This window comes from Paenibacillus hunanensis (assembly GCF_034055775.1).
Taxonomy (GTDB): Bacteria; Bacillota; Bacilli; order Paenibacillales; family Paenibacillaceae; genus Saccharibacillus; species Saccharibacillus hunanensis.
Window position 1 is genome coordinate 5,315,399 of the sequence record NZ_CP139194.1, and the last position, 15,965, is coordinate 5,331,363.

The following is a 15,965-nucleotide window of genomic DNA, read 5'->3' on the forward strand; positions in this document are numbered from 1 at the left end:
TAAGCATATTACCATTCAACAAAAGTTGAATGGTAATATGTGTAATTAACTGAAACTCGTTTTAAAAATTAAAGTTATAATATACAAAGTTCCCTGAATGTCTTACATCTACTCTAGACCAGCTTCCGCCTTTACTGCTATCCGAATAGGAACCGCTACCATTATTATTGGTTAACTTAACTGTATGTGCCTTTTGATTGTGATAGCCGTGTACGAAATCTTCATTAATAAACGATGTATTATACCCGTATTCTACTTCCCAAGTATTAAATCCAGTTCCTCCGCTGTCGTATGCAGTCCAATCATTGGCAAACCCACGTCCACTACTGCTATAAGATTTAGCCTCCATTGTGCTCATAGAAGGACCCGAACTATGTACACCATTTCCTACTATATTGGGTGTTGGGTTATATACTGATCCAGCTACTGTATCTGCTGCTGAAGCCATACTAATACTTGAAAAAAGCGATATTACTGCTGCGCTTGAAACTAACCATTTTCTCATTTAGTTACTCCCCTTATGAATTGATGTAACCCTCTAAGACTGGCCAGTATTTTGGGTTCATAAGTAAAATTATCCTCAAAAAGGGATTAAATCAATACTTTTTATGCTAAATGTATATTTTCATACTTAAATTGTAATATTTGTATTCTATATCCGCCTTTTTATGTATAATTTAAATGCTTATCTTTATAGATTTTCTTCACCTTTAAAATTAAACCTATTTAAGGAGGATCTAGTTGTGTTTATAGTACACATTTATACAAAAGATAGGGTATTCAGAAAATTGCTCGAACTTAGCTTTTTACAGTTTTCTAGGAAATTTGAGATTAAAAGCTTTTTCTTTGACTGTGAGGAAAGAATTTTTAAAAATCATTTAAACCCTACTGATCTAGAGCTAAAGCCGCATCTGTTAGTTATTGATCTAGATCTAAATGAGAATTTTAATGCCATTCAATTAGCGCAAACAATTCGTAACTATCACTTTAATCCAAATTTAGAATTTATAATTGTTAGTGATAATATTGAAAAGCTCATTTCAGGTATGCAACTCCGTCCATTGAAAGCTTTAAATAAAAATCTAAATTCACAAGCATTTATAACAGAGCTTCATAGTATTTTTGAACATAGTATTTTTTTTAATGATTATTTTATACCTATCAAATTTAAAGATAAATATATGGTACTTCATACAAATGAGATTCTAGCTATTACAAAAGAGAAAGAAATACTTTCCCAGAAAAAAATAGTTTTCCATACTCAAAAGGAATCCTATTTAACAAACGGTAATTTGTCTGATTTTGCTAAAAATCTACGTTTTCCTTTTTTCTTAATACATAGATCTATTATCATTAATTTGCGTTTCGTATCCTATTTCGATTCTAAAACAGTAACTCTTTCTAATGATGCTACATTTCCTATTTCAAGGTCGAAACGAATATACTTAAAAAAATTGTATTCTAATGATTTTTCTCTAAATATATAATATATCGAAGTATTTGATTTAATGATCAGTTCACTTTTAATAACTTCTTTTCTATTTAGATGTGATTTGCTGGATGTATACTAATAAGTATAGAATCTCCTTTCTCTCAAGCTACTCAATATGATTATATATATTTTATTTCATCCATCTTGTTTGGATTGGTTGTAATGTCAGTTTGCAGGGTAAACATCGATAGTATCTACATATGATAACAGGAGGCACAACTATGCTGATCGAAGCCATTTACCATCGTCCGAAGCTGAACTGGGGTTATCCTTATGATCGAGAAACGATTCACCTGCGCTTGCGCACGAAGAAGCAGGATGTGAAGGAAGCATGGGCGCTGGCAGGCGATAAATACATCTGGGATAAATCGAAAGAGCTTATTCCGATGACGATCTTTGCTACGGATGATCTGTTTGATTACTGGCAATGTGAGGTGAAGCCGCCGTATCGCCGTCTTAAATATGGCTTCAAGCTCAGCAATGATAGCGAAACGATCTGGATGGATGAGGACAAGTTTGGCGATAAGGAGCCGGATATGGATCGCCTGTTTGATATTCCGTTTATCAATCCGGTCGATGTATTCACGACACCGGAATGGGTAAAGGACGCGGTGTTTTATCAGATTTTCCCGGAGCGCTTCGCTAATGGTGATCCGTCGAATGATCCAGAGGGTACGCTGCCATGGGGTGGCAAGCCGGAATGGTACAACTTCTTCGGCGGTGATCTGCAGGGGATTATCGATCATCTGGATCATCTAACGGAGCTGGGTGTGAACGCGATCTATCTGTGCCCTATTTTCAAGGCAACGACGAACCACAAATACGACACCGAGGATTATATGCAGATTGATCCGCACTTTGGCGATGAGGAAACGCTGAAAAAGCTGATCAACACCTGTCATAGCAAAGGGATTCGTGTCATGTTTGACGCGGTATTCAATCACTCTGGTAAAACGTTCAAGCCATTTGTCGATGTACAGGAAAAAGGCGAGCATTCGCGCTACAAGGACTGGTTCCATGTACGTAAATTCCCGCTGGCCGTTGAGGATGGCGTGCCTACCTATGACACGTTTGACTTTGAACCGCTCATGCCGAAGCTGAATACAGAAAATCCTGAGGTGAAGGAATATCTGCTCGGCGTCGCTCGTTATTGGGCAGAAGAATACGGCATTGATGGCTGGCGTCTCGATGTAGCGGACGAGGTAGATCACCAGTTCTGGCGCGAATTCCGGCAGACGGTCAAAGCGATTAACCCGGACATTTATATTCTGGGCGAAATCTGGCATGAGTCCAGCCCATGGCTACAGGGCGATCAATTCGACTCCGTGATGAACTATCCATTTAAAAATGCCGTGACCGACTTCTTCATTAAAGATACAACCGATGCGCTGACCTTCTCGCATGCGATCGGCACGCAAATGTCGCGTTATCCACTACAGGTAACGGAGGTTGCCTTCAATCTGCTGGACAGTCACGATACGGCACGCGCCCTCACGGTTGCCAAAGGCAACAAGGAACGACTCAAGCTAGCGGTACTGTTCCAGATGACCTATACTGGTACACCATGCGTGTATTATGGGGATGAGATTGGGATGGAGGGCGAGCATGATCCCGATTGCCGCCGCTGTATGGTCTGGGATGAAGAAGAACAGGATCGTGAATTGTTCGATTATTATCGTCAGGTGATCGCATTACGCAAGCAGCATACAGCACTGCGTCAGGGTAGCTTCCGCTTCCTGCACTCGCGTAAAGGCAGTAATGAGCTTGTATACGAGCGCACCGATGGCAAGGAACGCTTTGTCATTGCGATGAATAGCTCGGATCAACCGATTACGGTAGAGCTGGATCTCGAAGCGAGCCACTGGGAGGATGTGTTAGAGCAGCAGGAGCTGACGCTGGATAAAGGAAAGCTTCAGCACGAGCTGCCTGCCTATGGCTATAAAGTGCTGCGCTGCCTGGAGTCGCTCTCCTGATACGTTGCTACACATGCTGCTAGTGAGACTAAATTGAAATAACATACACTCCATTGCTACAGGCAAGACCGTGTTCCTCCAATCAGAGGTCACGGTCTTGCCTATTCTGCCCTTCCTATAGGAATAGCATACACAGATAGCATGATCCCACATCGCTCAGCAAGGACATTCGCTTTGTTGTCCTACACGCGCAACGGCTATTTTACACATTTATCCTAAAATAGACTTGCCTCCAGCGCGTATATGGCATATGGTTGTATACGCACAATCGCCGTACAGACCCTCATGTTAGGATATGAAGTAAGCTTATAGATGGCATACCTCATACTTCATCATAAGAGTAAGGGCGAATCGATTGGCTTCTTTTTGCATCCTTTTGGAGTTGCATACGCCTCCCAATAAGCGATGGTGAGGCCTAAAGAAGCCGGGTTGCAGTTTGATTATTTTCATGGCAGGAGGGCCTTTCACTTATGAGTGTTTCCAATGCTTCATCTATGCTGGCTGCCTGGCTCAGTCTGTTCAGTAATATTGCGTTAACACTGCTCAAGCTGATTGTCGGCTTTTTATTTAACAGTCAGGTCTTGATTGCCGATGGTATTCACAATGCTGGCGACGTGATTGCTTCTGCGACAGCGCTTGGCTCGATGCGCATCTCAGCGATTCCACCGGATGAGGATCATCCGTATGGACATGGTAAGGCCGAGGTGGTCGGGGCAAGTATGGTAGCGGTTATTTTGATGCTGGCGGCATTTTATATTGGGTATCATTCGATTATGCTTCTGTTTGAACCACCCGCGCAGCCGCATGTGATCGCGCTGATCGCGGCGGCGATATCGATGGTATGGAAGCTCGCACTGTATGTGTACACGATGAAGGCAGGACGTGCAGCGAACAGCAAGGGGCTGATCGCAACCGCACAGGATCATCTAGCCGATGTGTATGCATCTGCGGCGGCATTTCTCGGAATCGGGCTGGCGCTGATCGGAGAATATTATGGCTATTCCTTGTTAGCGTATGGCGATCCGATCGCAGGTATTATTGTCGCGCTGCTTATTTTAAAGCTCGCCTACGAGACAGGACGCGAATCGATCGATATTTTAATGGAAAAAGCTGTTCAGCCACAAAAGATCGACGATTATACTGCGGTGCTGAGCGCTATGCCAGAGGTAAAACGGATCGACCGTATCCGCGCTCGTGAGCATGGTCATTATATCGTCGTCGATATTCGTATCGGTGTAGACGCGACGCTGACAATTCAGCAAGGGCATGACATTTCCAGATTGATGAAGAGGAATATTATGCAGGCTGATGCACAGGTGACTGAGGTGCTGGTGCATTTGAATCCTTGGTATGCCGATGAAAAAGAGGCTCCGTCTGCGACTGTCACAACGAAGTCTGCTCCACCAACTTCCTCTCCATAAAAGCAGATAGACTGTATCGCGCATGCGATAGATCGGCAGTATGACACCATGTTATATGGAATGTTTTAGTTTAGAATTGCCATTGTGATATGCAAGTAGCCTGATAAATGATAAGATCAGGCTGCTTGCTTACTGCTTACTGCTTACTGCTTACTGCTTACTGCTTACTGCTTACTGCTTACTGCTTACTGCTTACTAAGTATGCCATCATCTCTAAAGCAATTCCTCCCTCTGCTTCTCCCTTCTTCTCCACTCTTTTCTCAGCGAGCTTTCTTTTTAGCAAATTATTGTGTGTATGTTTAGACAAGTTTATTCGCGGTTTAATACATATCGTATACATGCAATTTATGGTATTTTTGCCAACTAACTTATACCTCTCTATCGGGCACTTCCATATTCACGATCCAGCAATGATGAGTATGTCGTTATTTGTCACATCATGATGGTGTGTTTTACGGTTAGCCGCTTGTCATTTTTATACATACACCGCCACGCGGCTGAAGTGCATTTCCTCTTATCCCATCTTTACTTTCCTTTATTTGCAAGGCTTTCTTTACCTTTGTCCCTTATGCACAGAGGACAATTTATGGCATCTTTCAATTGATGTCGACGGATGAAAGGCATAAAATTTGAAATATAGAACCTAGTTCTTCTTTCTTAGTAGAATGTTCATGGTATCGTTTACAATCGGATATTTGGAAAGGAGGTTTTCGATTTTGAAGAAGCTGACCGACAGGCTGACGATGATGCTTCAGTTTTTGATCGGTTCACATGGCGAATATATTACGATCCGCGATGTGTCGGATCATCTGGACGTCAGCGAAAAAACGGTCAAGCGTGAGCTACCTGCGGTCGAGGAATGGTTACGTCAGCATGAGCTCAAATTGATTCGAAAGCCTGGTACTGGTCTTGCCCTCGAAGGCGATGAGCCTGCGCTTCATGCAGCACGTCAGGAGCTGGAAGGGCAAACCCCGCGTAAAGATTATACTCGCGAGGAAAGGCATTACTTCATAATCAGCGAACTCCTCCTTTCTCGTGAACCGATTAAACTGTATGCTTTTGCTTCACAATTTAAGGTGACCGAGGGCACACTGAGCAATGATCTGGATCGTATTGAGCAGTGGCTAGCCTCCTTCGATATTACACTTGTGCGGAAGCCCGGACTTGGCGTATACATCGAAGGCACCGAGAGTAGCATCCGCTCGGCGCTTGTACATTTATTGTATGAGAGTGTGGATGAATATCAGCTTACTCATCTGGTGCGCGATCGCTTCCCAGCAGATGAAGAGCCGGGACGAGTACAGTTTCATATCCGCAATCGACTGCTTAATCTGGTCGATGATGGCATGATGGATCAGCTTCAGCAATATCTCGGCGCTTTGGAACGCGATATGCATATGAAGCTGACGGATAGCGCCTACATCGGGCTCACCGTCCATCTGGCACTTGCGATTGAACGTATTCGCAGCGGACAGCGCATTAAGATTGCTCCACGCGTGCTGGATGAATTGAAGCAGCTAAGCGAATTTCGTATCGCTCGCCAGCTTGCCGAGCGGCTGGAGGAATCGTTTCAAATTACGATCCCTGAGGATGAGATGGGCTACATTACTATGCACCTCAAGGGAGCCGAAACCCGGCTTGGTGCCGAATCAGATTCGTATTATGAGCATGTCAGCTTTGAACTGGTCAAACTCGCCCGTGACATCCTCAAGATGGCTGAGGCAGAAACCGGCTTTGAGCTAAAAGGAAACAGCAAGCTATTCGCAGGCTTTATTAATCATCTGGGGCCAGCGATTGAACGACTACGATTAGGTCTGGATATTCGCAATCCACTGCTCGCTCAGATCAAGGAGCAATACGGCGCCACCTTTGAAATCGCTCGCAAATGTGCAGGGCTGCTTGCTGATTTTACTGGACGTGATGTACCGGAAGCGGAGATTGGCTATCTGGCGATGCATATCGGTGCCATGTCCGAATATGCCGCTGCACAGACGAAGCCGCTTAAAGCAATCATCGCCTGCGCTAGCGGAATGGGCACCTCCAGCTTGCTCTCCATTCGAGTGAAGCGTGAGTTCCCATCGCTGCAAATTATCGATGTGGTGTCCTCCTCGGAGGCTGCTCGCATGGAAACGCGCGCCGATGTGATCATCTCCACGGTTGAGGTGGATAGCCATATCCCGACCATTCGCGTGTCGCCGCTGTTATCGCCAGAGGATATTAACGATATACGCAAAATGCTATCGAGGCTGGAGGTTCGTAGCACCAGTCGTCCACAGCTACAGCGTCCTTCGGATCCAGCAGAGCGACTCACCGATACACTCGGATCGCACAAGGATACCGTAACCGGTATTCTTGACCTGACTGCCGGACTTGTCATCCGGGATGCCTTCCGTATCGAATCTGTATCGGATTTGATCCATCAGCTTGCTGGCATGTTTACCGGCTCAGCCGAACGCGCCAGCATTCTAGAACAGGAGCTACATGAACGAGAGCGGATGGGTGAGACGGTATTGTCTCAGGATGGATTGATTCTGCTCCACTGTCGTTCCAGCGTCGTGCCTAAGCTGTTTCTAGGAATTATCCGGTTCTCCGAACCGATTCAGGCAGCAACCCAATCGGTGGATCTATACGCCGCCATCGTGTTGCTCGCTCCGAAGGACAGTAGCAAATCGTATCTGGAAGCCGTTAACGAAGTGAGCAAATCGCTCATTGACCGCCCTGGTTTTGTCACAAGGCTCGTCTCGGATCAACCGTCCGAGCTCAAGTCCGAAATATCCGGTATGATGCGGGATCTGTACACCCGTAAAATCGAACAATATATGATGGAGGTTGAACAATTATGAGCACAGTCAATACTTCTGCTCCTGCTAAACGCAGCGCACGCGACCGCGTACAAGGCTTTGGACGCTTTCTTAGCTCGATGGTTATGCCAAATATCGGCGCATTTATCGCATGGGGATTATTAACAGCACTGTTTATCCCAACTGGCTGGTTTCCAAATTCCACGCTAGCAACAATGGTCGATCCGATGATCAAATACCTGCTGCCGCTGCTCATTGCTTATACTGGTGGTAAGGTTGTCCATGATCATCGTGGTGGTGTACTTGGTGCTATCGCTGCTATGGGTGTTATCGTCGGTGCGGAGATCCCTATGTTCATCGGAGCCATGATTATGGGTCCACTTGGCGGCTGGGTAATCAAGCAATTCGACAGAGCAATCGAAGGTAAAATCAAAGCTGGTTTCGAAATGCTCGTCAATAACTTTTCAGCCGGTATTATCGGTATGTTACTGGCAATTCTGGGCTATGTCGGAATCGGTCCTCTGGTACAGGGCTTTACGCACCTGATCGAGGCAGGCGTTAACTTCCTCGTTGCCCATGACCTGTTGCCACTCGTTTCCCTGTTTGTAGAGCCTGGTAAAATTCTGTTCCTAAACAATGCGATCAACCATGGTATCTTCACACCGCTGGGCGCACAGCAATCACTGGAAACTGGTAAATCGATTTTCTACCTGCTGGAAGCTAACCCGGGTCCAGGTCTTGGCGTACTGCTCGCCTACTGGTTGTTTGGTAAAGGTTCGATTAAAGCTTCTGCACCAGGTGCAATTATCATCCAATTCTTTGGTGGGATTCACGAAATTTACTTCCCGTATGTACTGATGAAGCCAATTCTGTTCGTATCTGTTATTCTCGGTGGTATGGCGGGTGTATTCGTAAATAGCATTCTCGGTAGCGGTCTGACCAGTGCTGCTTCTCCTGGTAGTATTATCGCTATTCTCGCACTTGCTCCAAAAGGCGGTATATTACAAGTTATCGCTGGTGTAGCTGCGGCTGCACTCGTATCGTTCTCGCTATCTGCATTCTTCCTGCGTCGTTCGCCAGTAAACGAAGGCGATCTGGAAAAAGCACAAGCGGCATCGAAGAGCATGAAAAGCACAGGTGGCGCTACACCTGCACTGGCACTGACAACAGCTAGCGATCTGCAAACAGGTAATGTTCGTAAAATCGTCTTCGCTTGTGATGCAGGTATGGGTTCAAGCGCAATGGGCGCATCGTCATTCCGTAAAAAAGTTCAACAAGCCGGTCTGCCAATTCAGGTTACCAACTCGGCAGTTGATTCGATTCCAGGCGATGCTGATATCGTCGTTACTCAGCAAAACCTGACCAGCCGTGCACGCGGTAAAGCACCAAATGCACAGCACGTATCGATTGATAATTTTATTAACAACCCGATCTATGATGATATGATCCAGAAGCTCAAAGACGCAACCTCTGGTAATGCTGCATCCTCCGTACCGAAAGAAGCGGCTGGTGTACGCGAAGAAGTAAGCGAGGTACTAAGCCACAACGCACCGCATATCGTTGCCGATACGCAGGATGGTGCTTCCGCTGCTACAGGTACAGGCGTACTGCGTAAAGAGAACATTGTCCTCGGTCTCGCGAGTGAGCCAAAGGAAGAAGCGATTCGTAGAGCAGGCGAACTGCTCGCAGCTTCCGGTTATGTGAAGCCAGACTATGTAGCCGCTATGCATGAGCGTGAAAAGGTAGCCACGACTTACATCGGTAATGGCGTAGCCATCCCGCACGGCGTAGGCGAAGCGAAAAAACAAATTCAAACCTCGGGTATCGTAGTACTGCAATATCCGCAGGGTGTTGATTTTGAAGGCGGCAAAGCGTATCTCGTTATCGGTATCGCTGGTGCAGGTGGAGAGCATTTGCAAATCCTGACCAAAATCGCAGAAACAATTGAAGACGAGTCAGTTGTACAGCATCTGGCAAAAGTAACCGATGCAGACGAAATCTATCGCACATTCTCGATCTAATCGGGTACACATGAGCCAGCTACTGGTTACAAATAGAGTATGAATGGTTAAATCAGCAGCGAATAGGCTGCTGATTTAACCTGTTTATTGGTCTGTTTCTGTTCATCTGTTATGTAGTTATCACATATTCAACCTATCCAAAGCAGCTTGTCTTTGCCTATCCTTGCGAGAATCAATCTTCTGGCAATCTCCATATAAATGCAAACGGCAAGCTGCCCTATACTTACGGAGGTGCAAGTTATGAAAAAAGCAATTCAATTCGGAGCAGGTAATATCGGTCGTGGATTTATCGGAGCACTGCTAGCTAACGCAGGCTATCATGTCGTTTTTGCCGATGTAAACGAGCAAATGATCAACGCGCTGAACGAGCAAAAGAGCTACAACATTCATATCCTTGATCTCGAAAAAAGTGTGCAGACCATTACGAACGTATCAGGCTGCATGTCAAATGGAACGGAGATTATCGATGAGATCGCTACAGCGGAGATCATTACAACTGCTGTCGGTCCAAACGTACTTAAATTTATCGCCCCAACAATTGCACAGGGCATTGAGGCACGTCGAAATGCGGGGGCAGGCGCACTGAACATTATCGCGTGTGAAAATATGGTTGGCGCTACAAGCCACCTGCAAGAGCAAGTGGAGAGCCATCTGTCCGAGGAAGGCAAAGCATACGCACAGGAGCATGTCGGCTTCGCAAACTGCTCTGTTGACCGCATCGTGCCTCCATTCCAGGGCGACAATCTGCTTGACGTGGGTGTAGAAGCATTCCATGAGTGGATCGTCGAGGAGCCGAAGCTCAAAGGAGGTACACCTCAGATCGATGGTATGAAGCTGACCGATAACCTTGTTGCCTATGTACAGCGCAAGCTGTTCACACTCAACACCGGTCATGCGATCACTGCTTACCTGGGCTTCCTGAAAGGCATTGAAACGATTGACCAGAGCATCCAGGATGAATCGGTACGCGCTATCGTACGCCCAGCCATGGAAGAAAGCGGCGCAGCCCTTGTGAAAAAGCATGGCTTCGACGCAGACGAGCATGCCAAATACATCGACAAAATCGAAACACGCTTTAAAAATCCATATATCCGCGACGAGGTTATCCGCGTTGGACGTGAGCCTCTACGTAAGCTCGGCCCTGCTGATCGTCTGATCGGCCCTGCCAATATGGCGGCTGAGCTAGGTCTTGGACGCGATCATCTACTGCAAGGCGCAGCAGCGGCATTCCATTACGACAATGCCAATGATCCCCAATCCGCTGAGTTGCAAGGGCGTATTCAGGCTGAAGGCGTAGGCCCGGTCGTGAGCGATGTGACTGGCTTTGCTAAGGATAGTGAGGATTATAATAAAGTGATGGCTGCTTATGAGGAACTGAAAAGCTTGAAGGGCTAATGCCTGCCCTCGTAAGACATGATAAGACATGACAGGTCGTCCGCTCTGTCCCCAACAGGTCACTCGTCATATTTTGGACTAAAAAAGGAACAACGTTTATATCCAAACTACTGCTTATCATGTCACATGTTACATGGTGAGCCTTGAAAATATACTGCCAGCAGTATAAAATGAGGTTAATTCTAGTTAACTGTCGTTCATTACGGTTAACGGCAATACAAAATAGCCCTACCGCGCCAACGGTAGAGCTATGGGACATAAAGCGTGGTAGAACCCACGGCGCGCTATACCCTCAGGTATTTATCCAACCCACCGAAGGCGGTCAACCTTACTCGGTGGGTTTTTTCTGCTTGTTTTTAAGCTTGCGACGAACAAGACGGTACAGCCTTCGTCCGCTGAGTACAATACTAAGCGAAGCAGCTATCATCTTTAATACATCCGCAAACTCAATCAAAACAAGTGCGATCATGGCATCACCTCCTCATGGAAGGCTGCGCCGTGATCGCCCCACCGAAACGCTCTATATCTTCCTATAATTGTAGCATAACTCGTAGGATTCACCTATCCGTATATCTACCAATCGCACATTGGAATACACAGTAAAAAGCCCCCTTCTACTTGAAAGGGGCTTGCCGTTTTTGTTTATATGACGATCTAAAACTTGTTTTCATGTGAATCTATATTCCCAGCCACTTATCTAGCAACAGGCTGATCTGCCGGTCTTCCAAACAAATACCCCTGCCCCAGATTAATTCCGATGCTACGGCAAAATTCAAACTCCTCACGGCGTTCGATCCCCTCTGCCAGCACACGGCTACCTGTAGCAAGTGAACGCTCCACGATATGCTCAATCTGCTGCTGCTTCGCCTTATCCTGATCACAATGGTCGATCAATCCACGATCGATCTTCACATAATCCGGCTTCAGCTTATCGATCAGCTCGGGCTTGGAATAACCAGAGCCCACATCATCCAGCGCTACAAAAATACCATTGCTACGATACACGTCAAAAATATTTTGTAGCTTGGGCATATGCAAAATATTTTCCGTCTCCACTACTTCAAATACGAAGTCCTTCGGGTCGAGATTCAAGCGTTCAATCGCCGCAAAGGTATGACTGAGACAATACTGCGGATTGTAGATCGACGATGGTAAAAAGTTAATAAACCGCTTGATTCCGCGTGGCAGATGCTCTGCACTGGTCTCGATTGCCGAGATCCGTGCCGCACGATCCAGAAAGGAATGCAATCCGGTACGATGCGCAATATCGAACAGACGATAGGGCTGAAACGAAGGTCCATCTACAATCGGACGCAGCAGGAATTCGTAAGCGACCACCTGCTCCTGTTCATCCACAATCGGCTGCATATGACTTGTAAATTGACGCCGACGTATAATATCGACAATATCGTAATTTTGCAAGCGGGAGATAATCACCGTTGCTGGAAGCCAGGAAGGCTCCCCTCCAATATTGCCTGCTCCCCAAATTCCCACCTGCAAATCGCTTCCTTCCACCATAGGCAGCCTGCACACCCATTGTAAAATATCCAGCATCTGTTCTCTCGAATAATAATCGATCGATACTGTGTCCCCTATAATTACAAAGTCAAACTCCTGACCGTGCATCGTTTGCTCTAATGAAGCCGACAGCGGTCGCAATGACACGACACCCTGATCCTCAATTGGTTGAATATAGCTACATTCGCTACAATTCATAGTTACCCTCCCCGGGTCGAATACGATGTGCTGTACACCAAACGGCTGCATTTTCTGCGCGCCTGTAAGACGAATACTATTGAATCAAGCCTTCTGACAGCACATTAGCTGACTGAAGCTATTTCCAGTATACACTCACTGGCTTCCCCCGCAAACGCTATCGTGGCAGACCAATCGATAGTATAGCTTCATCCTTTTCTATTTATTTGGCTTCTTAAAACGTCATTCACTTCAGGTCATATTCAAATAAGGTACGGATATTTTGCTACGCAAAAATCCCTTTTTCATTTTACCTCGCGTTTATGGTGCCAAACGCTAGAATGGTGCAAGATTATCGATATCGTAAGATCGTTTGCTTTGAAAATATCACTTTTCATTGAACCTCGTGTTAGGAGGTCGCTAACACGGTAAATGGAATGGGCGACCGTTATCGTTCGCTTATCGTCCGCTCATAAATAGTTCTATTTACCCATAATGAATACATATTAATCACAACAAGTAACTTTCAATGTGACCTGAAGAGATGCCAATCGTTATCGGGGAAGTCACCTTCGTTTAACAAAAGAGCTGCAGTGTTATACACCGCAGCTCTTCGGGTTTAGCTCGTTCCTATAGCAGTCAATCAGTTGGCTGGAATCTCAAGCACATCTCCAACCTGCAAGCGTGTCGGGTCTGTAATCTTATTGAATTTCGCTAGCTCTTCCCAGGATACGCCATATTTCAGACCGATCCGGTACAGATTGTCACCGCGTTTAATGGTGTAAGTTTGATCCGAGGAGCCCTTAACAGGTGGCGCTGTCGGTGTAGCTGGCTTCACTGGCTCTGCTGGTTTGGTTCCTGGTGTAGCAGGCGTTGCAGGCTTCGCCGGAGTTGCCGGTTTCGCTGGCTCACTACCTTTTACTGGCGCTGTTGCGCTCGACAGATCAATCGTATATTTGGCAAATCCATCTGCTGCAGTACCTTCATAAGCGATTGCTTCACCTGCACCCGCTACAGCGGACTTCGTGGACAATGCGCTTTGTGCATTTGGCGATGTATTGAAGGTAACATTTGCTTTGCCTTTAATTGGCGCGAATGACCAGTTGCCATCAGCAGTTGGGTTGATCGTTTTGTTTTCACGGATATAATCGATGATCACCTGACGGTTCTCATCTGGAGCAGCCAGTACGATACGCTTGCCATCTGGATTCGCCAGCTTGGACGAGGATGCGCGATAGTTATTGGTTGCTACGATGAATTCCTGCTTTGGATCGATCGGCTTGCCGTTGTATTCCAAATTCACGATACGGTTCGCAGATTCGTTCACAACGGTGCCTTTGCCATCGTATTTCGCTGGCTGAGTCACATCGATCTGGTACGTTACGCCATCGATGACGTCAAAATTGTACGTTGGGAAGTCCATGTTGATCAGCGGCTGTTCGCCCGTTTTGGACGGATCGATCTGGTTGAATTGGCCTGCTGACCATTCGAGCCAGTTCTTCACCTCTGCACCGTTCACTTTTACTGCATATACGGTATTTGGATACACGTACAGGTCAGATACGTTTTTGATCGCAATAGTGCCAGCAGGGATATCGGTGTAGTAGTTCGCACCGGAACGTCCGCCTGCTTTGAATGGCGCACCTGCGGACAGGATTGGCATCCCTTCATAGTCTGTACCCTGCAGTTTCTGCTCCAGATACCACTTTTGAGCGTTCGTTACGATCTGGATCGATGGATCATCCTTCACCAGTGCAAAATAGCTAGTAATACGGGATGTTGTGGTACCAACTGGCCCACGGATGTAATCCAGTGTTTCCTCGTGTTCTTTGTATACGGAATCTACGACGCTTTGGTCTGCACCGACAAGTGCGGATTTGGTCGCTTTGTCATAGATTGGACGTGCTTCTACTTTGGAATTCGTTACTTTCCATTTGTCGCCATCCTGAGTCAGCTCCATATCGATAATACCGAGATGGTCGCCCCAGAAGCCAGGCTCTACGGAAGGTACGCCATTGATCGTTCCTTTTTCCAGATCCACGCCTGTTTTACCAGCGAAGTCGCTGCTTGGGAACACCTTGTGTGCGTGACCGAACATGATCGCATCAATGCCTGGCACCTTGCTCAGGTACAGCACAGAGTTTTCCATTAGCTCCGTTTGTGGGATATCCTCGAAGCCGGAGTGTGGAACCGCGATAATGATATCTGCACCTTCTGCCTTCATTTGCGGGATAAACTTGTTAGCGGTTTCCACGATATCCTTCACGACAACCTTGCCGTTCAGGTTCGCGCTGTCCCACTGCATAATTTGTGGTGGAACGAAGCCGATCACACCAACCTTCAGATCATGTGTCGCACCGCTCTCATCCGTTACTTTTTTGTCGAGAATGAGGTAAGGGGTAAAGTAGTTTTTCTCGCCTTTGCCTGTACCGTCATCGGTATAGATATTGGCATTCACATACGGGAAATTAGCGCCCTTTACAGCATTCGCCAGGAAGTCCAGACCATAGTTGAACTCATGGTTACCATAGTTACCTGCATCGTAGCCGAACTGATTCATCGCTTTGTACACAGGATGAACTTCGCCTGGCTTGAGCGGATTAACTTTTGCCATGTAATCGCCCAGCGGTGTGCCTTGCAGCAGGTCACCATTGTCGATCAGTACGCTGTTTTTCGCTTCGGCGCGTGCTTGCTTGATCAGTGTTGCCGTTTTGGCATAGCCATACTCATCAGTCGGCTTGTCGGAGTAATAATCATAGTTCACAACGTTGGTGTGAATATCCGTTGTCTCCATCAAACGAATCTTAACGACGGCACTACCAGTCGTTTCCGCTGCGAATACCGGAACGGCTGTTACAGCGAAGAGCTGTAGTGCGACCAAAGCGGTCACTGCTTTACGAATTGTCTTTTTCTCCAGTTTCAAAATGCATAACCCCTCCCGCATGATGTTGGGCACGTATCAGAGTCATTTTGTATCGCTTCCAAATCCGGTCATAAAAACAGGTGGCCGAAGCCAGATATGTACAAACAGCATGATCAAAGCACATTTCACTAAGATCAATTAAATATTGACCGGTGGTAAAATCGAAGCTAACAAACTTCCTTACGTGCGATTGCTTGGTAAAATTGTATACTATTGATTACAATATTTGAAGCAGAAGTTAACG

The 15,965-nt window shown here is 46.3% G+C and carries 10 protein-coding genes; 6 read left to right on the forward strand and 4 right to left on the reverse strand.

Translation table 11 applies throughout. The features are described 5' to 3' along the window. Positions 1 to 61: 61 nt before the first annotated feature. Complete coding sequence (locus SK066_RS21630; RefSeq protein ID WP_320542968.1) at positions 62 to 505, reverse strand: mediterrocin family bacteriocin; 444 nt, start codon at positions 503 to 505, stop codon at positions 62 to 64. A gap of 238 nt (positions 506 to 743) precedes the next feature. On the opposite strand from SK066_RS21630, the gene SK066_RS21635 reads away from it, so the two are divergent. The 6 genes from SK066_RS21635 (at position 744) to SK066_RS21660 (ending at position 11,103) form a co-directional block, all read left to right on the forward strand. After that, positions 744 to 1,487 carry a LytR/AlgR family response regulator transcription factor gene (locus SK066_RS21635; RefSeq protein WP_320542969.1) on the forward strand — a complete coding sequence of 248 codons (744 nt, stop codon included), beginning with the start codon at positions 744 to 746 and terminating at the stop codon, positions 1,485 to 1,487. 226 nt (positions 1,488 to 1,713) lie between these two features. After that, positions 1,714 to 3,465, forward strand: coding sequence for an alpha-glycosidase (locus SK066_RS21640; protein ID WP_320542970.1), 1,752 nt, complete (start codon positions 1,714 to 1,716; stop codon positions 3,463 to 3,465). Between the two features lie 470 nt (positions 3,466 to 3,935). Beyond that, on the forward strand, positions 3,936 to 4,886 hold the full coding sequence (locus tag SK066_RS21645) for a cation diffusion facilitator family transporter (RefSeq protein ID WP_320542971.1): 951 nt from the start codon (positions 3,936 to 3,938) through the stop codon (positions 4,884 to 4,886). Between the two features lie 716 nt (positions 4,887 to 5,602). Further along, on the forward strand, positions 5,603 to 7,729 hold the full coding sequence (locus SK066_RS21650; RefSeq protein ID WP_320542972.1) for a BglG family transcription antiterminator: 2,127 nt from the start codon (positions 5,603 to 5,605) through the stop codon (positions 7,727 to 7,729). Then, entirely contained in the window at positions 7,726 to 9,708 is a 1,983-nt protein-coding gene (locus tag SK066_RS21655; protein WP_320542973.1) for a PTS mannitol transporter subunit IICBA, read from the forward strand. Before SK066_RS21650 ends, SK066_RS21655 begins: the two co-directional genes overlap by 4 nt. A 240-nt stretch (positions 9,709 to 9,948) precedes the next feature. Further along, positions 9,949 to 11,103 carry a mannitol-1-phosphate 5-dehydrogenase gene (locus SK066_RS21660; RefSeq protein ID WP_250343869.1) on the forward strand — a complete coding sequence of 385 codons (1,155 nt, stop codon included), beginning with the start codon at positions 9,949 to 9,951 and terminating at the stop codon, positions 11,101 to 11,103. Positions 11,104 to 11,431: 328 nt separating this feature from the next. Here SK066_RS21660 and SK066_RS21665 read toward each other — a convergent pair whose 3' ends face one another. The 3 genes from SK066_RS21665 to SK066_RS21675 all read right to left on the reverse strand — a co-directional run bounded on the left by SK066_RS21665 (position 11,432) and on the right by SK066_RS21675 (position 15,721). Beyond that, positions 11,432 to 11,572 (reverse strand): hypothetical protein, encoded by a 141-nt coding sequence (locus SK066_RS21665; RefSeq protein ID WP_250343870.1) that lies wholly within the window; start codon positions 11,570 to 11,572, stop codon positions 11,432 to 11,434. A gap of 224 nt (positions 11,573 to 11,796) precedes the next feature. Then, positions 11,797 to 12,819: an EAL domain-containing protein gene (locus SK066_RS21670; RefSeq protein ID WP_320542974.1), complete on the reverse strand. Its 1,023-nt coding sequence runs from the start codon at positions 12,817 to 12,819 to the stop codon at positions 11,797 to 11,799. A 622-nt stretch (positions 12,820 to 13,441) separates the two neighbouring features. After that, entirely contained in the window at positions 13,442 to 15,721 is a 2,280-nt protein-coding gene (locus SK066_RS21675) for a bifunctional 2',3'-cyclic-nucleotide 2'-phosphodiesterase/3'-nucleotidase (RefSeq protein ID WP_320542975.1), read from the reverse strand. Between the last annotated feature and the right edge of the window lie 244 nt (positions 15,722 to 15,965).